A 21704-nucleotide genomic window follows, 5' to 3' on the forward strand; every position below is an offset into this window, starting at 1 on the left:
GGCGACTTGAGCACTTACGAGGTACCGCCTTGGGCTTTAGAAATTTAACCAATTACATAGCCAGGTGCTTGCTGAAGTCAGGAGGGTTTAGAAATCAGCTACACCCTTAAATGCGAAGAGCCCCATTTTTTACATTTCGGGCAAGTTCGCCGATTAAATAGTTTTTGCAAAAGTCGGCCGACAAATAATAGAGATTGGCCGTCTTAAGTGGCCTGTCGGCGGTCAGATGATCATCACTTTTGCTGCTGCCAAACTGGCGGATCAACCCATGGGCATCCACTTCGGCAAAGGTGCCTTCCATCAGGGGCGTGAGCGGTGACACCACCGCCAGGCATTCGCGAGCGCTGTGTGCGTCCAATGCCGTGATCACCGAAGGCCGAAAGAAGATATCACCCTCCAGCAACGTGACCCCCTCTTCGCCTGCCAGTTCATGGGAGGCCAGAAACAACGAATACAGGTTATTGGTCGTGGCCCATTGCGTGTTTTCGATAAATCGCACCGTCACCGGTAGTTCCAGCGCTGCGACACTGGCTTGTATCTTTATGCCTTTATAACCGATCACTACAACAACTTCCTGATAACCCGCTTCAACAAGAATATTGAGCGCATTAGCCAGGATACTAAGACCATTGACTTCGGTCAGTGGCTTGGGAATAGAGTCAGAGGCCCGTCCAAGACGAGACCCCATGCCTGCGGCAAGGACAATAGCTTTTTTCATGATAGTTCACCTATTGCAGAGCAAAAGCGAAGTACTGAACTGTTGACATCCTGCAAGCAAACTACGGTCAGGACTATCAACAAAGATAGCCTGGATTCAGGCCCGGGTTTTTACCGCACACCGGAAGTCACTCAGGGTCACTTTCTCGGCATCCAGGTCCACTTCATACCGATGATCAAACCCTTTGGCCGCATGGCTATTCCATTCACTTCCATACGCCCGCTCCAAGTAACGCCTGGAGGCCAGCGCTTCAGGAGCTGGCAAGTCGAGGTGTCCAAACCGTGTAACACCTCGGGAGTGCCAATCTTCCACGCTCAGGTACTCACGGGGCCAATTTGCCAAGGCCAGGGGGCTGGTATAACGAAGTTGCCCATCCAGTTCGGACAATGGAAAGATATCCACCGAGGGATATAAGTAATCGCGATTATTCTCTTGCGGCATGGAGATACCCGCCGTCGAAAACACCTTGTACCCGCCCCACAGTTCCCAGGGTTGTTGACTGAGGCGATAACCCCGCTCTGCAAATTGCGGCGCCAGAGCAAAGAACTTTTCGGTGTCGGCCTCAAGAATATAGAGATCCGCGTCATCATCCCAAGGGATCAAGCCGGTATGCCGCACGGCCCCCAACAAAGTACCCGCCGCCAGGCAATATTCGAGCCCATTGGCGCTGAACACTTCGTCGATGACTTCAAGCCCCTCATAGATTTGATCGACAAACGCCTGGGGGGTCTTTCCAAGTTTCGCTTGACTCATATCCCTTTCCTTTTGGCAGACAATGCGCGGGTGAAGACCGTAGTGGCTTGCTCTGAAACTATTTCAAAACCCAATTCATCCAGGCATTGTGCAAGTTGTTCCCGGCCATAAACTCTCGCGCCGCAATTAACCAGCATGTCCAGCGACATCAATGCTCCCACTTTCGTCTGGGTATCGAACTCATTGATCACCAGCACGCCATCACGTGCCAGGCCATGGCACATATTCGCCAGAATCTGTTTCGCCTCGGGCTCGTCAAACCCCATCAACAGGCGCGAAGTGACAATACAGTCAGCCTCCACCTCCAACTTGCCGAGCACAATGTCATGGGCCAGGAAGTTCACATCGAAGTGTTTGTAGTCACTCAGGTTGCCCTTGGCGATTTCCAGGGTGTTCGCAAAATCCACCAGCGTGTATTTGAGATCTGTCGCGGTTGCCAGTAACTGCTCAATCAACAACCCCGGGCCGCTGCCCACATCCACGATATGCCGCGGTTCGTGGGCGAGCAGTACTTGGGCCAAGCGCACATTCATATCGCCGACCCCCTGTTGCATGGCCGCCGCAAAGTTGCTCTGGCGGTCATAGGCAAACGCCGTGTCCTGCCCTGGACGGAAGAAATCCTCTGCCACCGACCAGTTCGACCAATGATTGGCGTCCAGCAACAGCAAATTGGCGATCGACCCCTCGGTATCCCGACGCAGCGTGGCCCGAAGGTCCTGCGCGACGCGATAGCGCAGGCCTTGTTTGTTCAGGACATTGAGTTGCACCAGTGTTTCCACAAGGATCGTTGTAGAGACACGATGCAGTTCCAGCCGGCCAACCAGTTCATCCAGCGTCAGATCTTCCTGGCACAGTTCCTCGAACAGGCCAGCCTGTACCGCAAACATGACGGCACGTGCCGCCCTGAAGTTAAACACTAACTGGTGAAGTTCTTGTGGTTTCATCGTCGCCCCGCCCAATAAGGATTACATGCCGTAAGTGATCGCCGCCCCCACCCCCAACAGGTCGGCACGAACAGCCGACAGTTGGCGTGCGTATAACTCCAGCATGTGGACACAGGCACTGATACGCTTGCCCAGGCCGGCATAGGCACGGCTGCTCATATCCGGGCCAAAGTCCTCAACCTCGCGAATAATGAGGTGATCCGGCATGTAGCAGATCTTGGTGTTTTTATAAGTCGTCGCCCGTAGATCCAGTACCGGGTAACTCCCCCCCATGCCGCTGGAGATTGAAACAATCAAGGCCGGCTTGTGTGCCAATACCGGGTACTCGCTGGAAACAAAGAACTCCTTCAATACCGGTGGGGCCATACCCGAATGTTCCGGTACTACAACAATGAAAGCCTCGGCCCGGCCGGCAAGTTCATCACGCTGCGGGCCGGTGGGCTGTGCTGCCAGGTTCAGGACGGTCGGTGTCAATACCGAATAGTCCCGCAGATAGTTTTCCAGGATTCTACTGACCCTTAAACTTTGCGAATCCATTCTTGGGCTGCCCGCAATAATCAGCACTTCCATAGTTGCCCCCGTCGGTAAATATCAAATAGTTTCCAGTGGCCACTGTTGCGTGCGCCGGGCGCGCTGGGACACCCACACAGCCAGTACGCCTCCCAGCAGGTTCAAGGCCAGCAACATCAGCAGCGCCAGATTGAAATCGTTAAACAGATAGCCCAGCCAATAGCAGCCGGTGTGGAGCACCAGGACGTACAGCGCGTCAACCGCCATGGCGGTCCGGGCTCTTTCAATCGCTGGCAACCCATGGACAGCCAGGTACAGCATGCCCCGGCCGAATACCGTGATCGGGATGATCATCAAGTACGTCACCACAAAGGGCAGCGCGTCGTCATAGCCACCCAACATAAAGCGCGCCACCGGCTGGGCAAAGACAATGAACGGCAGGGCCACGACGGTTTGCCACATCAACACCAGGGCATAGCCGGACTTGAAAATCATCCCCACCTGGTCATGGCGCTGTTGAACAAATGCCTTGCTCAACAACACGGTGGTAACCGCAGACACCCCCCAGACGGGAATCATGATCAACGGCTGCAGCTTGGAAATAACCCCCATGGTTGCCACTTCTGCATCCCCCAGTTTCGAGATCAGATAAGTGGCCACGATTCCAGAGATTGGCCAGAAGGTTGCCGTGGAACTGGTTACCCAGGCCAGTCGGGAAATGTTCCCCGCCGCCTTGAGCATCTGGCCCACCCGCAGCTTGCCGGGGCCGCTGACCCGGGTATGCCTGACGCCAAAGTAGATGCACACCAGCGCCCCACCGGCCTGTGCCAGCCAGGCGGCATACACCGAACCCACCAGGCCGAAGCCGGCAAAACCGCCCACGCCAAACATCAGCAGGGGATCGAGCACGATGTTCATCAGGCATACCACCGCGACCACCACGGCCTGAGTCTTGAATAACGACAGCCCCCGCAAATACGCCGTGGAAATGGCAAACGTGAGGGTAATGATGAAGCCGTACAGCCACGTCCTTAAATAACCCTCACTTTGCTCATAAACCGGTGCCGCCGCCCCCATCGCACCCAGTACGGCCTCAAGGTTCAGGCCGACGCCCACCAGCACCACGCCATAGACCGCGGCGCCCATCAGCAGGCCCGGCAGCAACACATCGATGACCGTGTTGCCCCCGCCCCTTTCCTGCCCTTTGGACACATGCACACTGATCGCCAGGGCAATGCCCATGGCAATCGTGTTCATCAGCCACATAAAAGGGCTAGCCAGACTCGCTGCCGTCAGTGGTTCATGACCGAGGTGGGCAATGAACACCATGTCGATTGCGTTCGCGACCATCAGGGCACTGAACGACAACATGGTGTGCATGGCCTGGCTGTTGATCTCTTTGCTCAACCGCCACCAGTCCTGGGGCATGGACGCTGGCTGTCTCACTCTGCAACCACCCGGAAGCCCACGGCATACAGCGAGGCATAGGGGGTAATGCTCAGCCCGTGCCGCCTGGACACCCGGCAAAGATCGGCAAAACGCCCAAAGCAACCGCCCCGGGTGATTCGATAGGTCGGCCGGTTCTCAGAGATCAAATCGTCCATGACAAAAGGACCATTGGGGTACGCGTCATAATCATTCGACGTGTACTCCTCGACGTTCCCCCCCATGTCCATCAGGCCGAACGGCGATGCACCCTGTGGGAAAACGCCGACCGGCGTGGTGGCCAACAACCCAAGCTCGGCGGTATTGGCGTTTTCGGTCCGGGCCTCATTGCCCCACGGGTATTCAAACTTCCCGGCACCGGCGACGTATTCCCATTGCGCCTCGTCAGGCAGGCGCACGGTCCGGCCAGTCCTGGCCGACAGCCAGGTGCAGAACGCATCCGCCGCGCTCGCGCTGACCGAATACACCGGATGGTTGGCGTAGTGCAGAGGAAATGCCCGCAAAGGCCAGGACGTAGGCACTTCGGCATGGGGGCAATCCTGTAAAAACGCCAGGTATTCCAGGTTGGTCACCGGATACTTGGAAATATTGAAGCCCGCCAGGGACACCGTATGCCGGGGTACTTCCTTGAGAATCCAGTCGCGAATAACCCCCACATCGGCATATTCACGCACCACGGCATCGATTTGCGATTCGTCGATACCAATACGGGCCTCGCCTGCGGGAATCGCCACCAAATGGTTCAGCGCACCACCGACGATCCTCGGGTCGCCCTTGATCGCTAGCTCCATGCCCAATTGCAAGCGCCGGGACAAGTCTGTCGCTGCCTCAAAGCTGCGCAGTAACGCCGCCGCCTCTGGCGTTTCGCAAAAACGGCTCATCCGCGCCAACGTTTCGAGCAATCCGGTTTGAGGTTGATAAGCCGCAGGTTGCTCACAGGGATCGAGTGGCGAGGTCACCGTACACTTTTCTGCGACAACTACTTTTTCTCGTGCATTCATGGTTGTAAGTCCACGCTGAAAGTTGAAGGTCAGCCAAGCTCGACGGCATAAATACGACCGTCATAGGACGACGCCAGGAAGCGCTGTTTGGCGTCATCCCAGGTCAGGGAAGAAATACCCGCCGCACTGACTTTGCGCACATTGCCCAGCCATTGCCGGGCCGTGCAGTCATAAATATCGACGGTGCCGCCATAACTGCCGGTGGCGATAAAGTTGCCGTCGCTGTTGGACGCAATGCACTTGATAGAGTGGGTATGCCGGCTGGGAATCGTCGCCCTCGGCTCCCCCCATAACTTCAGGGTCAGGTCCCGGGACACCGTGGCAACCCCGTGCGCATAAGAGCAGAGGTCATTCAAGATGCCTTCATGGGCATGGGTGATCTTGTTGACCACCTCGTAAGTGCGGATATCCGTGACCCCGATCTCACCATCGGCACACCCGGTGTACAGGCAGTTGCCATGCAGCGAAATACCCTTGATCGCGTTTTCATGAATCTTGTGGCAGGACACAAACTCCAGGTGTCGGTCATTGATCTTGAAGATGATGATATCGCCGGAATAACTGCCCACAGCCAGGCGTTGTTCACCGTCGAGCTCAAAGTTCACCCCACAGTTGAGGGGCGCGTGGTGGGCATAGGCAACTCGGTTTTTCAGGACATCGAACACTTGTCCGGTCTGCCCGCCGCACACCAGGACCGGTCCGCTTTTCAGCACAAAGTTGCACAGCGATTGCGGCCCGCCCATGTCTTTGCCATCGGCCTTCAACAGACCGGCATCGCCAATACTGTAGACAACCCCGTCTGCCGCATACACCGAGTTCAAGCTGGCCGAGGGCACAAAACCCTCGAGGTCCCAATGGTTGCGGGCGATATCCCAAATGGCGAACGTCGAGCCAAACGTTGCGAAATAGATTTTGTCGCGGCTCTGAAACTCCGCCGAGCGCGCCCAGATTTCCTTCGGATACTCCGAACGCTTCCACTCCACCAAGGTGTGGCCTTCGATCGACCACAACACCGCGACCCCGTCATACCCCAGGCTCAGCAGGCTATTGTCGAACTTTGACTTCACCAGCTTCTTGACGCTGGAACGGTGCCCCTTGTAGGTACTTAACACCGTATTGCCACTGATGACCTGGAGTTCGCCGTCGTTATTGCCAACGATAAAAACCCCGGCCGAGAGGGTCACCAGGGCATCCATATCGTGACCTTCGGTCTCCTTGATCGCCAGGCACTCCCCTGTGGCCGCATCCCAGGCACGAATGGTTCCATCGGTGCCGCAGGACAATAGCTGCTGGCTGTCGGCTGTCCAGTCGAAACTCTCTACCAGGCCGCTATGCCCCTGCATCTTGCAGATGAAGTTGCCGTTTTTATGGTGCACCGACAAACTGCTGTCGTAAGAGCAACTGGCTATTTTTTCACCATCCGGCGAGAACTTGGCCTGCATGACGTCATCGCTGTGGCTGGTCATGACACATTGCAACTTGAACTCAGGCACGCTCCATAGACGGGTCGACCCATCACTGCTGGCCGTCACCAACAGGCTGCCGTCCGGGGAAAAGTCGCAATAGTTGGCCAAGTGATCATGCCAGCCGCGCTGCAAGGGTTGGCGTGTTTGGGCATTCCACAAAATAATCTGGTTATCGTAGCCTGCCGTTGCAATGTACTGCTGCCCAAACAATGAGAGACCGCTGATAGGTGCCTGATGCTGAATCATTGAGAAACCTCCGCCTGTGCAGTGAACTGGTGATGGGTGACTTCTATTTTTGCTTTTATATATCCCGCATTATGTTTGCCAATATGCATGGACGTAGACTTGACCTCGGTAATTTCAATACCCAGGTTTCTCAACTGCAGTTCTTTTTCCGGGTTATTCGTCAACAGGATTATCTTCGGGCAGCCCAATGCCTTGAGCATCTGTGCCGCATCAAAGTAATCGCGCAAATCATCGGCGAAGCCGAGCATATTATTGGCTTCGTAGGTGTCCACACCTGAATGCTGCTGCAATGCATAGGCTTCGAGCTTTTTATATAAACCGATGCCTCGCCCTTCCTGGCGCAGGTAAATCAAATACCCACCCACTTCGTTAATCAGGCGCAGCGACTCGGAAAGTTGATCGCCACAGTCGCACTTCATGGAGTGAAAGATATCGCCGGTCAAACACTCGGAATGCAACCGAACCAACGGTAATTTATGACCGCCCGCCTTGAACCCACCCAACCGAATAGCAATATGTTCAACAGGATCTTTCAATTCATCGAATGAAATGAAAGTGGCAACCACTTCACTGTCCAACATGAGTGGTATATCGACTTCCTTAATAATCGTAGCCATTTTATTGTTTCCCTGGACGACAGTTATTCGGCAAGGCGATTCGCCCTGCAGCTTTTTATAGGAAGAGTACATACACGCAGACAAACCAAGCCGGGCACAGCACTTCTAATGACTTGAAGTTTCGTACTCTGGATACCGATACCGACAGATTGTTATGGCCGCCACGCTGCGGCCCCTTAACTACTGCAGCGTAGCGCCACAACAATTCTTGGGTACGCCAAACAGCGCACGTTGAGTCACCGCGCCCAAGTCAATTTCAAGGGCAATCGCTTTTTCCTTGCCAATGGCCCGCACCGGACCCAGCCGGGTGATGACCAGGCCTGCCCGGATCAACATCCGCTCTACCGCAACGGTTGTCACCGTCACATAACGCTGGATATGTTGCTCGATGCCATAGGCAACGATGGCCTTTACAGCCTCCAGGGTAAAATCGGAAAACCCCTTGTTACCAGGGTATCGAGGTGTCACGGCAAATCGACTGAGCTCCCATACCTGGGACGAAACCGGCGCAGGCCGTCCTTCCAGCAGTTCGGAGAAAGTGTCCCTGAGCATATACGGGCCTGTCGTTGGCAAGATACGCCAGCATCCTTTGATCTCACTGCCTCCAACATCCTGGATCAGCATGTAGAGAGGTTCCAGTGCGTCATAGCCATCAATTTCCATATCGGCAATGATCGCGACATCCCAGCCCTTACGCTTTTTAAAAACATCTGCGCGCAACCTATGCATGGCGCACAGTTGCTCACTGTCTATTTCATGCCGCCGGCCGATTGTGAAATGCACTGGATTCCCTCCCTGCGATTACTTAAACCTCAATCTATCCACCTTCACCGGACTGTCACACTAGCAGGGTAACCAGTTGCGCTGGTTTTGGATCCAATGCATGATGGCCGGTTACCCCGCCCCGTGAACCCACCGCCTGGAGGGCTCTGGGGGCGCTAGAGGCTGATCAGCCCGAGCGAAACCGCCTTGACCGCAGCCGCTCGGCGGGACGCAACGCCAAACTTGGTGTTGATGCTCGCAAAGTGATAATTGATATTGGCCTCCGAACAACCACAGATCCTGGAAATATCCCACGAGCTTTTCCCGACGGCACACCACTTGAGAATCTCTTTCTCACGACTTGTCAGGGAAATCACCTTGGCACCATTCAACTTGCCCGCATTGTCCAAAGCACTTTGCAAAATCACGTCTTTAAGAATAGACAGCTTCGGAATCATGGCATTGATATGCCGAGTTGTGCCCGCAATATCCTGGGCATCAACCGCCAGGCTGAAAGTACCGAACTGCCCCTGCGGCCCATGCAGGGGAAATGTAACCCCCCGGGAAAGTCCATAAGCGCTGGCCTCTTCCCGAAACTCACGTTGACGCGGGGTGCAATACAACGACTCATCCCAGACAACGGGCCGGACGTTTTGAAACGAATAAATCACCACCGGATCAATCGTGGCATAGCGCAATTGATCATATTGACTTCGCCAGGCCATGGGATAGTTGCTGACAATCATCGCCGTACTCAACTCGGCATCATATTTTGGCAACAACCCGATCAGGACTCGGGAAAACCCGTACTTGTCGTTCATTTTTTCAATAGCTGAAAACCACTGTTCCTGGGTTTCCAATTTATTCAATCGCGCAAGCTCATCAATAAAGTCCATTTGATGATCACCTTAGGTATTGTAGTAATTACCCGACCAATTACTGGTGGATTCCTAATAATGATGGCTATAAATACGACTTTAACTTATGGCCAATAGCACCGATGGATCAGCCCTGCCATAGGCAATGCAGATAAGTACCTTGTGATATATGTACTTCTACGAAACACTTGGCATCCATGCACACTCACAGCTCCTGATATAGCCTGATCATTGCGAACCGACGATGAGCAAGCTAGCTGAGGTATACGACCTTCGCAAGCACCCAGGCAATCGACGGTTACCGCTGGACTTTTCAGCGCCACCTGAGGATTCAACGATACATATGAACCAAGTGACCTTGCCGGTGACGGATAGGCCGGATTGGATGTTTTGGGGGGGGCGTGGGATGGGGGGTTATTGCGCCGAGAACGTCTGAAGGTATGCCAGCAGATTCTCGATCTTCTCCTGATCGCTGATCCCCCAGAAAATCATGCGGGTGCCGCTCACCACTTTCTTCGGGTTCTCGATATAGGCCGCGAGGGTTTCCCGCGTCCACACCACGCCCGAATTTTTCATCGCGTCGGAATACTGATAGTCCGCCGTGCTCCCCGCCAGCCGCCCGATCACCCCGTTGAGCTGTGGCCCGAAACCGCCGCGCGCGTTGAGCCCAACACTGTGGCAACCGCCACAGGTCTTGGTGAACAGCCTGGCGCCGGCCTCGGCATCGCCTGCTGCCGCCGCCGAAGTGTTGAAGCACATGGCAGTGAATAAAAGGGTCAGCAAGGCAGCGAGCTTCATCGCGGGCTCCAGGCAGCAAAAGCGCGATTATGCCTGTTGTTTACTGATCCTCGTCCACGTTGTTGAAGCGTGCGCGGTTGATCTGCCAAGGCAGGGCGGGCTGCGAGCGGATTTTTTTGTGTTTGCCACGGCTGAAAACGTGCGTTTGCAGTTCCAGGAAGTGCCGGTCGCGCCCGACCGACTCAAAGGTCACGACAAAGAAAATCAACGGCGTGCTGGCCTTGGCCCAGAGTTTGGAAGCCTTTTCGATAGCTTCGGGCAAATGGCCTTTGGTGCTGTAGGACACAAACGTGGAGAACGCCGCCTTTTCATGGCTTTTAAACAGTTTGCTGATTTCATCCACTTTGTCGTTGTGGGACTGGACCCATTCCCATTCGACGTTGGACAGAATGCTCTTGTCTGGGTATTTCAGGACCGCATCCGTGCGCCCGCCCTGTTCAAAATAAGCACGTGCACCGAGCAACTTGGCGCATTGGCGCATCACCAGCCCCACATGAATGGTCCAGCCGGCACGGTTGGTGACGGCATCGACCTCCACCGGAAAATCCTGATACCACAGGCAATTGAACAGGGTGATGAAGTCGCGCTCGATCCGTTTCATTTTTCTTCCTTAAATGTCGACCAGGTAAATAGCAAAGAGCCATCATTCTAAATCAACCGAAGAAAAATCGCGCCCTGCCCCCGCACAACACTGGGGCACAGCCATTTAATTGCCATCATCCCCGACCTCTATTTGCATGCGCACTGTCCGACAGCTCGATGAGAACCATGGTGGTCGGTGCCAGTACCTGCTCAGGCCGAATCTTCAGACAGCCAGATAGAGCGCCATCAGGCACAACGGCACCAACACCAGCCCCAGCAGCATCAACACCACCACACTCATGGCGTTGGTCCGGGGCGTGCCGACGTGGCTGACAAAGCCCATGCACAACCGTCGTAGCAGGTCAGCACCTCGAGCAAATTGATAGGCCACGCTGATGGTCACCAGTGAGAGGGTTCCGGTAACCGCGCAGTAGAACAGGATCGGCTCGGGCATGAAGTAACTGGAGATAAGGCCTTCGGACGTGGCGTAGATAAACGTCACGGGCTGAAACAGCGCTATGGAATACAGCACATTACGCAGCGGGTTGAACGCAATCGTCGGTCGCACTTCGTCGGCGGGCAACAAGGCATACAGCTCGTTCGCATCCGACCAGCGAAACCAGTAGACCGCCACGCTGAACAGCAGGTAGGCCAAGGCAATCGTCGCCGAAAAGCACCCCAGGAACCGCCACGAACCAAACCCGCGGCGCGTCCCCACGTTGATGCTCCATTTGGTCAACTGGATGGTCACGCAGTCGATCACAATCGCCACCAGCAGGCCCTTGCCATAGAAGTCCTTGATGGCCTGCAGCACGTTGGGCGGCGGCAGCACATTGAACACGTGCTCGGGATTTTTAAACAAGTAGAGGTCCAGCAGCCACACCGCAAAAAACACCAGCGACACCAGCAAGGTGTACAGCGGGATGCTGATCAACTGGCGCCTGGCCAGGTACGTTTGCCCGAACACGCGCAGGAAGAGGTTGGCCCACAACCGGGCGATCCCGATAAACCGATCGCGACCCAGACTCATGCCGCTCAAGGTCTGGAGTATTTCCAGGCGGCTTTTCTTGGTGGCCAGCGCGACGGCGGCCAACACCCCGGTGCAGCCAAACACCACGGTGGCAACGACGATCAACGCCCCGATCATTTCTTTCACACTGGCATCCCTTGCTGTGAATGTGCGCGGTGCACATCCTGGCTGATCCCCCGCGCAGTCTGCAAGCCACGGCGGTTTACCCACGCCGTCATGTAATCAAATGACCACCCATCGAATAAAAAACATCCAGTCGAACCTATCCCCCGGCGGGCCACTCCACCTTACTCAACCCAGATGGTGGAGTAAGGATCATGGCTCAGCCATCGATATTGGTATTGGAAGACGACGAGATCATTCGCTCGCTGATGGTGGATGTACTGGAGGAGTTCGGCGCGCGGGTGACCTCATTCCCCTCGGCCGATGAAGGGATGATTTTTCTGGAGAGAACCAGTGATCCGGTGGACCTGATCGTCAGCGATATCCAGATGCCCGGCCTGCTCAACGGGTATGACCTGAGCAGGGTCGTGGCCCACCGCTGGCCATCCTTGCCGGTGGTACTGACCTCGGGCAATACGGTCATGGCCGCACAATTGGGCTGCACCGTGAAATTTTTGCCCAAGCCCTGGAGCACCGAGCGCCTGCTTGACTGTGTGCAGGCCGCGTTGGTGCAGGGCCCCGCCCTACACTGATCGCGTCGCAACATCGCAGCAATCGAACTTCGCGACAGCGTGGGAGGTCTGTTTTTGAGTAACTGGTAATTTTTCTGACAACAACGTCAGATTTTTCATCATAACTTCTCAGATACAGACGGCAGGGTGTATAGAATCGTTACCCACCCTTCACCCACGTGTCAGCCATGGCCCGCCCTGGTCGACCAGTCCGAGTTATTGCATGCATCAGGCCCATGACGTCGAGGTGCCCTCTCTGCTTGAAGCCTTGCGCTCGGGCACAGCCCTGCTCCATGTGGCCCTGGAAAAACGCTTGCCGTTTTTTTCTGCGCAGCTGAATGCCGACAGGTATCGCCGCTTGCTTGAGGCTTACTATGGTTTCTACCGGCCAATGGAAACCCGGCTCTACGACAGCGCCTTGATTCCAGTCGGATTCGATCAGGCTCTACGTGTGAAAACGCCAACCTTGTACACCGACCTGACGGCCCTGGGCCTGTCCAACCAGGCGCTTGGCGCCTTGCCCCTCAGCCCTTGCCTGCCACGCCTCGACACCCCAGCCGCCTGCCTGGGTGCGTTGTATGTGCTGGAAGGCGCCACCCTCGGCGGCCAGGTATTGCGCCGGGAGATGGCCCGGCGCCTGGCGCTGGATGCCAGCAATGGCGGCGCCTTTCTCAATGTATACGGCGCCGAGACCGGTCGGCGCTGGAAAGACTTTCTCGACTACCTGGGCCGCATCCCGCTGGACGACATAGGCCGTCGCCAGGCGGTGGACGCGGCCTGCTCGACATTCAGCTGTTTTGAGCAATGGCTCGACAGCCGGGAGGTACTGCTATGAAACCCGAGGATTTTGAAGAACTGCTGGCCAACTGTGCCGACGAGCCCATCCGCTTTCCCGGCGCGATCCAGCCCCACGGCGTGCTGCTGACCTTGCGCGAACCGGACCTGCTGATCATGCAAGTCAGCGCCAACGTCGCCAGCCTGTTCAATCACCTGCCCGAGACCTTGCTCGGCCAGCCACTGGATACGCTGCTGGGCGCAGAAAACACCCACGCTGTGCGGCAGATGGCCAGCCAACCCAGCGTTATCGACACTCCGCCGCTGCACGTCACCCTCAACGGTGGCGAGTTTGAAGGCCTGTTGCATCGCCATCAAGGTGTGCTGGTGCTGGAGTTCGAGCCACGCGCCAAGCATTTCCAGCCCAAACCCGTGCAGGGTCGCACCAGTAATCTGGGCAAGATGTTGCAACGCTTGCAGTCGGCGAAAACCCTGCAAGCGCTGTACGAAATCAGCGTGAACGAAATCCAGGCCATGACCGGCTATGACCGGGTGTTGATTTACCGCTTTGAAGAGGAAGGCCACGGCCAGGTCATCGCCGAAGCGTCCGCGCCATCCATGGAGCTGTTCAACGGCCTGTTCTTCCCCGCGTCCGACATCCCGGAACAAGCCCGCGAGTTGTACCGCACCAATTGGCTGCGGATCATCCCCAATGCCGACTACGAGCCGGTGCCCCTGCTGCCCAAACTGCGCCCGGACACCGGGCAGCCGCTGGATCTGAGCTTCGCCACCCTGCGCAGCGTGTCGCCGATCCACTGCCAGTACATGAAAAACATGGGGGTGCTGTCGTCCATGAGCATCTCGCTGATGAAGGGCGACACCCTGTGGGGCCTGATCAGTTGCGGCAACCGCGAGCCGCTGCATGTGCCCAACGAACTGCGCACCACCTGCCAGACCATCGGCCAGGTGCTGTCCTTGCAGATCAGTGCCATGGAGGCCCTGGATATCAGCCGCCAGCGCGAGGAAAAAGTCGAGGCCCTGAGCGTGCTCAACCAGGCGATGGACGCATCATCGGACACGGTATTCGACGGCCTGGCCCAATGCCCGCAAGTACTGATGGACTTGGTGCAGGCCAGTGGCGTGGCGATCATTGAAGGCCAGCAACTGCAACGCTACGGCAACTGCCCGGAGCCTTCGCAGATCCGCGCCTTGCATAAATGGCTGCAGGAAACCGCGCAGCCGGTATTTGCCAGCCACCACCTGGCGGCGGTCTACCCGCCCGCTGCACACTACCCGGCAGTGGCCAGCGGCGTCCTGGCCATAAGCTTGCCCAAGCCGGTGGACAACGGTGTGCTGTGGTTCCGCCCGGAAGTCAAAGAGAGCATCCAGTGGAGCGGCGACCCGAAGAAACCGCTGGCCCTGGAAAACTCCGACGCTGGCCTGCGCCTTCGCCCACGCACCTCGTTTGAAATCTGGAAGGTGGAAATGGCCGGCATCGCCAGCAAGTGGAGCCCCGGCGACCGTTTTGCCGCCAACGACCTGCGCCGCTCGGCCCTGGAAAACGACCTGGCCCGCCAGGTCCTGCGCGAACAACAGGCCGTGCGCGCCCGGGATGAACTGGTGGCGGTGGTGTCCCACGACCTGCGCAACCCGATGACCGTGATCTCGATGCTGTGCGGCATGATGCAAAAGGCGTTCAGCTCTGACGGCACCCACACTTCGCGGCGGATTTCCTCGGCCATCGACACCATGCAGCAAGCCGCCGGGCGCATGAATGTGTTGCTGGAGGATTTGCTCGACACCTCCAAGATCGAAGCCGGCCGCTACACCGTCAGGCCGGTGCCGCTGGATGTCAGCCAGATCTTTGAAGAGGCCTATTCGCTGCTGGCGCCCCTGGCCCTGGAAAAGGGGGTAGACCTGTCGTTCAACGCCGAGCCCGGCCTGCAAATCAATGCCGACCCGGAGCGTTTGTTCCAGGTGCTGTCGAACCTGATCGGCAACGCCATCAAGTTCACCCCGCGCCTGGGCAAGATCGGGATTTCGGCGATGAGCAATGGCGAAGAAATTGTGTTTGCGGTGCGCGACTCCGGCGAAGGCATTGCCCCTGATCAACTGCCCCATGTGTTTGATCGCTATTGGACCCTGGCCGAAAACAACCCCACGGGCAGCGGCCTTGGGCTGTACATCACCCAGGGCATCGTCAAGGCCCACGGCGGGCGGATCGAGGCCGAAAGCGAGCTGGGGCGTGGCAGTGAATTTCGCTTTACCGTGCCCAAGGTGGTGCAGCCTCCACGCTGACCTGGCGGTGTACGCCGGGGCAGCAGGCCCCCGCATTATCATTGACGATTTCCGTCGGCAAGCCGACGCCTACAGATGGGGCGGCGAGCCGTTTGTTACTTTGACAAAACACCGACATCCACTGCGTTAAGCTATTCAGTCCACCCCCGAACAGAGCCGTGTTTCCATGCTGCAACCCGACACTTTGCCCGCCGTCCTCGCCGGCCCCTTGTTGCGCCGCCTGGAGCCGGGCCGTCTGGTGTTGTGGCTGGTGGGCAGTCGCGCGCTGGCATTGACCTTGCGGTTGCAGTTCAGCCAGGACGGGCAGCCACAGTCCCTGGATATCGCCCTCGACGCCACACAGTGCCAGGTCATTGCCGTAGGCCGCGCAGCGTTTATCCACCTGATCGATGTGTCGCTGGCCACGCCGCTGCCCCAGGACGTGCCCATCCACTATGACCTGCTGCTCAAGGATGGAACCGGTATCGCCCAATGGGCACCGCACCTGCTGTACGCCAATGCCCAGGCCCCGGATTTTATCCTGCACAGCCGTATCCACCAGTTGCTGCACGGCTCTTGCCGCAAACCCCACCATTACGCCGATGAAGGCCTGCTGTGCGCCGATCGCCTGCTGGCCGAGGACCGCAGCCTGGCCCAGCGCCCGGCCCTGTTGATGATGAGTGGCGACCAGGTGTATGCCGACGATGTGGCCGGGCCGATGCTGCGTGCCATTCATGGGCTGATTGCGCGCCTGGGCCTGTTCGATGAACACCTCGATGGCGCCGTGGTGGACGACAGCACCAGGCTCTACGGCCACCCCGCCAGCTACTACCATCGCGCCGACCTGTTGCCGGCCCTGGAGAGCAACGAGACCCTGCGCGAACGCTTTTTTGGCGGGGTGAAAAAACCGATCTTCACCAGCAGCAGCGCCGACAACCACCTGGTGACCTTCGCCGAAGTGATGGCGATGTACCTGCTGGTCTGGTCGCCAACCCCCTGGACCCTGATCGCCCCGCAACCTCCCGCCCGGTTAACGCCTGAAGACCAGGCACGCTACGCCCGCGAACAGGTCCCTGTGGATAAGTTTCGCGATGGCCTGGCCGGGGTGGCCCGGGTGTTCGCCCATATACCGTGCCTGATGATCTTCGATGATCACGACATCACCGATGACTGGAACCTCAGCGCCCAATGGGAACAGACCGCCTATGGCCACCCGTTCTCCAAGCGCATCATCGGCAATGCCTTGCTCGCCTATATGCTCTGCCAGGGCTGGGGCAACAACCCTGATGCCTTCACCCAGCTTGTGGACAAAACCCTGGCCCTGAGCGCAACGGCCCAGCACCACGGCAATCATCTGCCCGCCCCCGCCCAGGACCAGTTGCTCGAAGAACTGTTGACGTTCCAGCAGTGGCACTACGTGCTGCCCACCACCCCGGCGCTGGTGGTGATCGACACCCGCACGCGGCGCTGGCGCAGTGAGTTCACCCTCAAGCAACCGTCCGGCCTGCTGGACTGGGAAGCCTTGAGCGAGCTGCAACAGGAGCTGCTCGACCACCCATCGGCGATCATCGTTTCACCCGCACCGATCTTTGGCGTCAAGCTGATCGAGACGGTGCAGAAAGTCTTCAGTTGGTGCGGTTATCCGCTGCTGGTCGATGCGGAAAACTGGATGGCCCACCGTGGCGCCGCCCAGGTGATCCTGAATATCTTCCGCCATTCGCGCACCCCGGGTAACTACGTGATTCTATCGGGGGATGTGCATTACTCGTTCGTCTACGAAGTGCTGATCCGCCATCGCAATGCCGGGCCGCATATCTGGCAGATCACCAGCAGCGGCATCAAGAACCAATTCCCGCCCCGCCTGCTGGAATGGTTCGACCGCATCAACCGCTGGCTCTACTCGCCACGCTCACCCCTGAACTGGCTGACCCGGCGCCGCCGCATGCAGGTGGTGCCGTATATCCCGGCACAGGCCGAAGCCGGCGAACGGCTGTGGAACAGTGCGGGAATCGGCCAGGTATTTTTCAACGAACAGGGGCAACCCGAGGCGATTTACCAGCACAACGCCAATGGCACGCCCCCCACGCGCATGGTGGAACCGCAATCGCCTGGACGCCGCGAATAATGGCGTTTAGCCACAAATTTTCGCCCTCTTTCTCTGCGGTCAAACCTCGTTGTACAGTACGCCCAGCCACGGAGTATCGGCGTTAACACCTGACTGGCCAGAGTGGGCCAGCATCCTCGCAGGGAGCGCGCAGATGGGCGATATATCCGATATGGATCCGTTGAAAAGTGAGCTTTTCGACAGTAATACCGACCTGGTCCATGCCATCATGGAGTTGGTCAGCGATGGGATTTGGTACTGGAATGCCGATACCGGGTTTGTCTATCGCAACCCCGGCTGGTACGAAATGCTGGGCTACGATCATCACTCCCTGGAAAACACGGTCTTCACCTGGGAAAACGTGATCCACCCCGACGATTACTCCCATGTGATGAAAGTCTTCGACGACTACGTCAACAGCCGCACGCCCCACTATCAAGCCCAATACCGCTGTCGCAAAAAAGACGGCACCTGGCTGTGGATCGAAGACCGCGGCTACATCATCGCCCGCAATACCGATGGCTCGGTGTGGCGTATGGTCGGTGCCCACCGCAGCATCCATGAACGCAAACGCTCCCTGGAACAGCTTGAGCGGCGCAACCAATCCCTTGAGGCGCTGGTGGCCGAACGGACCCGCGAACTGTCGCGGGTCAACCAGCAACTGCAGTTGCAACTGGACGAAAACCGCTCCCTGGCCGAACGCGATACCCTGACCCGGATCGCCAACCGCTATCGCCTGGAAAAAGCCCTGCTGGAAGAGTGCGAGCGCGCACAGCGGTTTCGCTTGCCATTGTCCGTGATTGCCATGGATGTCGATGACTTCAAGTCGATCAACGACCAGCACGGGCACGCCGTGGGCGATACCACCCTGTTGCAGGTGGTCGAGCGCCTGGAACACTGTGTCCGCCAGGGTGACCTGCTGGCGCGTTGGGGCGGCGATGAGTTTATGGTGATCCTGCCCAAAAGCACTGTGGACGTGGCCAGGATGCTGGCCGAGCGCATCCGCCTGGCCATCCTCGACGTGCCCAGCGTGGGCGACTTCAAGGTGACCTTGAGCCTGGGCGTGGTACAGCGCCTCGATGGCGAATCGCCCGCCAACCTGATGGCCCGGGCAGACCAGGCGCTGTACCGGTCCAAGGCCGCGGGCAAGGACCGGGTTTCGCAATAACGCGCACTGGCGCAAAAATTGCGCAATGCACCCGCTTGGAGCCGGCTTGCCGGCGATAGGGCCAGTGAACTTTGTGCTGTATTTTCTACGAAATGCGCCTAGGTCAGCTCAAAAACATAAATATGCAATTATTATGGCGATATTAAACTTTAAAACACTAAAATAATTGCACTTATATGCGGATGCTAGTATTCCTTCATCTTTATGCTTGAAGCGCTGGAATAATTGCATCCATGGCCAATAAAACTGCTCCGCTCCTTCCAATGACCCAGCAATTACTGGTGGACCTGGGCGAGCGCCTGCGTCTGGCTCGCTTGCGACGCAAGCTTACCGCCAAGCAAGTGGCGGAGCGTGCCGGTATGTCGCAAATGACCCTGCGGGCTCTGGAGCGAGGTGCTGCGGGTGTCACCATCGGCGCCTACCTGTCCGTTCTGCAGGTACTGGGCTTGGAGCAGGACCTGGCCCGTATCGCCGAAACCGACGAATTGGGCCGGCATCTACAAGACTCGCTGCTGCTGAACAAAACACGCAGGACACCTAAATCATCCTACGGCATCGTCGCCGCGCCAGACTCGCCTCCCTACATCCAACCTCACGAGCCAGCCTCAGCGGCCTCTAAACTTTCCGGGTTAATCGTGAACCCTGTCAACAAGACCTCCAAACCATGACCCGGATTGCCGTGTACGCCGACTGGATCGCGACAAGCGAGCAACACGGGTAACACCTCATACCCGCCTCCTGGAATCGGACTACCTGCTGGGCGTCCATGATGCCTTGCGCTTCAAACGAGATGACCAACGCCCAGGATCTGGAGCTGGCGCGTTCGGTGGCAGGCTATTTCAGGGTGCCTCTCAATGATCGAGGCATTCAGGCTGGCGCTGTAGGAGCCGACAAGCCGGCCCCCACAGGGTTGAGGTCAGTAACGCGCGTCCACCGGCTTACCGCCGTTCGGCCAGTCCTTCACTTTGTCCGGGAAGTCCGGGCGTGGTTTTTGCGAGAAGTAGGCGGCAACGTCCACCGCTTCCTGGTCCGACAAACCGCCCTGGCCCAACGGGAATTTCTCGTGGAAGCCGATCGGCATATTGCGTTTGACGAACGCGGCGGCGGTGTAGGTGCGAGCCATGCCGGCACCGATGTTGAAGGACTGTTCGCCCCACAACGGCGGGTACACCAGGCTGCCGTCGGCCCGGGCCAGGCCTTCGCCGTCGTTGCCGTGGCACACCGCGCATTGCTTGGCGTAGACCTGCTCGCCATGGGCCAGGTCGGGCTTGATGGCCGGGTCGATCTTGCCGACACCACGGCCGGGGACTTTATCCTCGGGCTTGGTGTTGTTTTTCATCCAGTCGAAGTACGCCACCATCGCCTGCATATCCGCCGATTGGGGCGGTATTGGCTTGCCGTTCATCGAGCGGCGGAAGCAGCCGTTGATGCGCTCTTCCAGGCTCACCACCTTGCCAGCACGCGGGGCGTAGCTGGGGAAGAACGCTGACACGCCCACGAACGGCGAACCGTCAGCCACGGTGCCGGCGTTGAGATGGCAACTGGTGCAGTTCAGTGAGTTGCCGACATTCTCGGGCAACAGTTCCTTGGTTTGCAGGTGCAGGCGCATGCCGCGTACCACCTGGTCGGCATTCGTCGCCGCCAACAGGTTGGCCAGGCGCGGCGTCTCGAACGCCGAGGAGTCGGTGCTGACCGGGTTGAGCTGGTCACGCATTTTCTTCACCTGGGCAGTGCTGATCGGCGTGCCTTCATTGCCCCAGCGCGTGCGCACAAAGGTGAGGATTTCCGCCACTTCGTTATTCCCCAGGCGCGCAAAGCCCGGCATGGTGTAGACCCGGGGATGGGCGGCGGTCTCGGCGGTTTCCCAACCGGTGAGGGTAATGTGCAGCAGCGAGGTGGGGTTGCTGGCCACCACGCTGGCGTTGCCGGCCAGTGCCGGGAACAGGCCCTTCACACCCGCGCCGTCGCTGCGGTGGCAATCGCTGCAGAACTGCATATAGCCCAGGCCGCCCCGGCTGGTGAACAAGTCCTTGGGCAGTTCGACGGGGCCTTTGGCCACGGCCGGCATCGGCAGGTCGTCCTTGCCCGGTGGCAGGGATTTCAGATAGGTGGCAATGGCCGTCAGGTCGGCATCCGTGAAGTGCTGGGTGCTGTGCCGGATCACGTCCACCATGTTGCCGGATACCGTGGCAAAGCGGTTCTGCCCGGTCTTGAGCAGTTGCACGGTGTCTTGCACCGTCCACAGGTTGCGCAGGCTCAAGGCGCGCCAATGTTCGACGGTTTCCCCGCCCAGGTAGTGCTCGCCGCTGCTGCCGGCGTCGCTCATGGCTTTTTCCTGGAAGGCGATCCCCCGCGGGGTATGGCACGAGCCGCAGTGGCCCAGGCCCTGGACCAGGTAGGCGCCCCGGTTGAGCACGGCATCCCGGGCCGGGTCGGGCTGGAACGGTTGTTTGTCGAGGAACATGAAATTCCACAACGCCAGGCCCCAACGCTGGTTGAACGGGAAGCCCATATCAGCTTCGAGGTTGGCCTGGTTCACCGGCTTGACCTCGTGCATCAGGTAGGCGAACAAGGCGCGCATGTCCTCTTCGCTCATCTTCGCGTAGGACGGATACGGCATGGCCGGGTACAGGTTCATACCGGCCGGCGTGACACCTTCGCGCATCACCCGGTCGAACTGTTCAAAGCTGTAGTGACCGATGCCGGTCTCACGGTCCGGGGTGATATTGCTGGAGTAGATGGTGCCCATGGGCGTGTTCAGCTCCAGGCCACCCGCCATCTCGGGACCTTGCTTGGAGGTGTGGCAGGCAATGCAGTCCCCCAGTTGGGCCACGTATTTGCCCTGGGCGATCAGTTCGGTATCGGGTTTGGCAGGTTCGTTGGCGTGCAGGGGAAGCGCAAGACACAGCGTCGCCCCCATCAAGGCCAAACGTGACAGAGAAAGGGCCATCGCATT

The 21704-nt window shown here is 58.0% G+C and carries 20 protein-coding genes; 6 read left to right on the forward strand and 14 right to left on the reverse strand.

Going from position 1 to position 21704, the window contains the following annotated elements; genetic code table 11:
* Window positions 1–106: 106 nt before the first annotated feature.
* The 13 genes from BLL38_RS11890 to BLL38_RS11950 form a co-directional block, all read right to left on the reverse strand.
* Window positions 107–718, reverse strand: coding sequence for a phosphocholine cytidylyltransferase family protein (locus BLL38_RS11890; RefSeq protein WP_076962755.1), 612 nt, complete (start codon window positions 716–718; stop codon window positions 107–109).
* A gap of 96 nt (window positions 719–814) precedes the next feature.
* On the reverse strand, window positions 815–1471 hold the full coding sequence (locus BLL38_RS11895; protein ID WP_076962756.1) for a LicD family protein: 657 nt from the start codon (window positions 1469–1471) through the stop codon (window positions 815–817).
* Window positions 1468–2415: a class I SAM-dependent methyltransferase gene (locus BLL38_RS11900; RefSeq protein ID WP_083743055.1), complete on the reverse strand. Its 948-nt coding sequence runs from the start codon at window positions 2413–2415 to the stop codon at window positions 1468–1470. The genes BLL38_RS11895 and BLL38_RS11900 overlap by 4 nt, the downstream gene beginning before the upstream one ends.
* Before the next feature lie 21 nt (window positions 2416–2436).
* Window positions 2437–2985: an NAD(P)H-dependent oxidoreductase gene (locus BLL38_RS11905; protein WP_076962758.1), complete on the reverse strand. Its 549-nt coding sequence runs from the start codon at window positions 2983–2985 to the stop codon at window positions 2437–2439.
* Between the two features lie 21 nt (window positions 2986–3006).
* On the reverse strand, window positions 3007–4371 hold the full coding sequence (locus tag BLL38_RS11910) for an MATE family efflux transporter (protein WP_130898220.1): 1365 nt from the start codon (window positions 4369–4371) through the stop codon (window positions 3007–3009).
* Window positions 4368–5252: a formylglycine-generating enzyme family protein gene (locus tag BLL38_RS11915; RefSeq protein ID WP_076962760.1), complete on the reverse strand. Its 885-nt coding sequence runs from the start codon at window positions 5250–5252 to the stop codon at window positions 4368–4370. Before BLL38_RS11915 ends, BLL38_RS11910 begins: the two co-directional genes overlap by 4 nt.
* Before the next feature lie 149 nt (window positions 5253–5401).
* Complete coding sequence (locus BLL38_RS11920) at window positions 5402–7084, reverse strand: WD40 repeat domain-containing protein (protein ID WP_083743058.1); 1683 nt, start codon at window positions 7082–7084, stop codon at window positions 5402–5404.
* Entirely contained in the window at window positions 7081–7701 is a 621-nt protein-coding gene (gene ribA, locus BLL38_RS11925) for a GTP cyclohydrolase II RibA (protein ID WP_076962761.1), read from the reverse strand. The genes BLL38_RS11920 and ribA overlap by 4 nt, the downstream gene beginning before the upstream one ends.
* Before the next feature lie 180 nt (window positions 7702–7881).
* A complete protein-coding gene (locus BLL38_RS11930; protein WP_090412796.1) occupies window positions 7882–8484 on the reverse strand; it encodes an acyl-homoserine-lactone synthase in 603 nt (200 codons plus the stop codon).
* Window positions 8485–8639: 155 nt separating this feature from the next.
* Window positions 8640–9359, reverse strand: coding sequence for a helix-turn-helix transcriptional regulator (locus BLL38_RS11935; protein WP_076962763.1), 720 nt, complete (start codon window positions 9357–9359; stop codon window positions 8640–8642).
* A gap of 396 nt (window positions 9360–9755) precedes the next feature.
* Window positions 9756–10139, reverse strand: a complete 384-nt coding sequence (locus BLL38_RS11940; protein WP_076962764.1) for a c-type cytochrome — start codon at window positions 10137–10139, stop codon at window positions 9756–9758.
* 40 nt (window positions 10140–10179) lie between these two features.
* Window positions 10180–10740 (reverse strand): hypothetical protein, encoded by a 561-nt coding sequence (locus tag BLL38_RS11945; RefSeq protein ID WP_083743059.1) that lies wholly within the window; start codon window positions 10738–10740, stop codon window positions 10180–10182.
* A gap of 204 nt (window positions 10741–10944) precedes the next feature.
* Window positions 10945–11877 carry a hypothetical protein gene (locus BLL38_RS11950; RefSeq protein ID WP_090412801.1) on the reverse strand — a complete coding sequence of 311 codons (933 nt, stop codon included), beginning with the start codon at window positions 11875–11877 and terminating at the stop codon, window positions 10945–10947.
* 191 nt (window positions 11878–12068) lie between these two features.
* Here BLL38_RS11950 and BLL38_RS11955 point away from each other — a divergent pair, with 191 nt between their 5' ends.
* The 6 genes from BLL38_RS11955 to BLL38_RS11980 all read left to right on the forward strand — a co-directional run bounded on the left by BLL38_RS11955 (window position 12069) and on the right by BLL38_RS11980 (window position 19416).
* Window positions 12069–12446: a response regulator gene (locus BLL38_RS11955; protein ID WP_076962766.1), complete on the forward strand. Its 378-nt coding sequence runs from the start codon at window positions 12069–12071 to the stop codon at window positions 12444–12446.
* Window positions 12447–12648: 202 nt separating this feature from the next.
* Window positions 12649–13260 carry a biliverdin-producing heme oxygenase gene (locus BLL38_RS11960; protein WP_076962767.1) on the forward strand — a complete coding sequence of 204 codons (612 nt, stop codon included), beginning with the start codon at window positions 12649–12651 and terminating at the stop codon, window positions 13258–13260.
* Window positions 13257–15497: an ATP-binding protein gene (locus BLL38_RS11965; RefSeq protein WP_076962768.1), complete on the forward strand. Its 2241-nt coding sequence runs from the start codon at window positions 13257–13259 to the stop codon at window positions 15495–15497. Before BLL38_RS11960 ends, BLL38_RS11965 begins: the two co-directional genes overlap by 4 nt.
* Before the next feature lie 166 nt (window positions 15498–15663).
* Window positions 15664–17601, forward strand: a complete 1938-nt coding sequence (locus BLL38_RS11970) for an alkaline phosphatase D family protein (RefSeq protein WP_076962769.1) — start codon at window positions 15664–15666, stop codon at window positions 17599–17601.
* 133 nt (window positions 17602–17734) lie between these two features.
* On the forward strand, window positions 17735–18748 hold the full coding sequence (locus tag BLL38_RS11975; protein ID WP_076962770.1) for a sensor domain-containing diguanylate cyclase: 1014 nt from the start codon (window positions 17735–17737) through the stop codon (window positions 18746–18748).
* Window positions 18749–18981: 233 nt separating this feature from the next.
* Window positions 18982–19416: a helix-turn-helix domain-containing protein gene (locus tag BLL38_RS11980; RefSeq protein ID WP_083743060.1), complete on the forward strand. Its 435-nt coding sequence runs from the start codon at window positions 18982–18984 to the stop codon at window positions 19414–19416.
* Between the two features lie 248 nt (window positions 19417–19664).
* Here the strand turns inward: BLL38_RS11980 and BLL38_RS11985 are convergent, their stop codons facing one another.
* The gene (locus BLL38_RS11985; RefSeq protein WP_076962771.1) at window positions 19665–21698 is read right to left on the reverse strand and encodes a c-type cytochrome; all 2034 of its coding nucleotides are present in this window, start codon (window positions 21696–21698) and stop codon (window positions 19665–19667) included.
* Between the last annotated feature and the right edge of the window lie 6 nt (window positions 21699–21704).

Source organism: Pseudomonas gessardii, from assembly GCF_001983165.1.
In the GTDB taxonomy this organism is placed as follows: domain Bacteria; phylum Pseudomonadota; class Gammaproteobacteria; order Pseudomonadales; family Pseudomonadaceae; genus Aquipseudomonas; species Aquipseudomonas gessardii.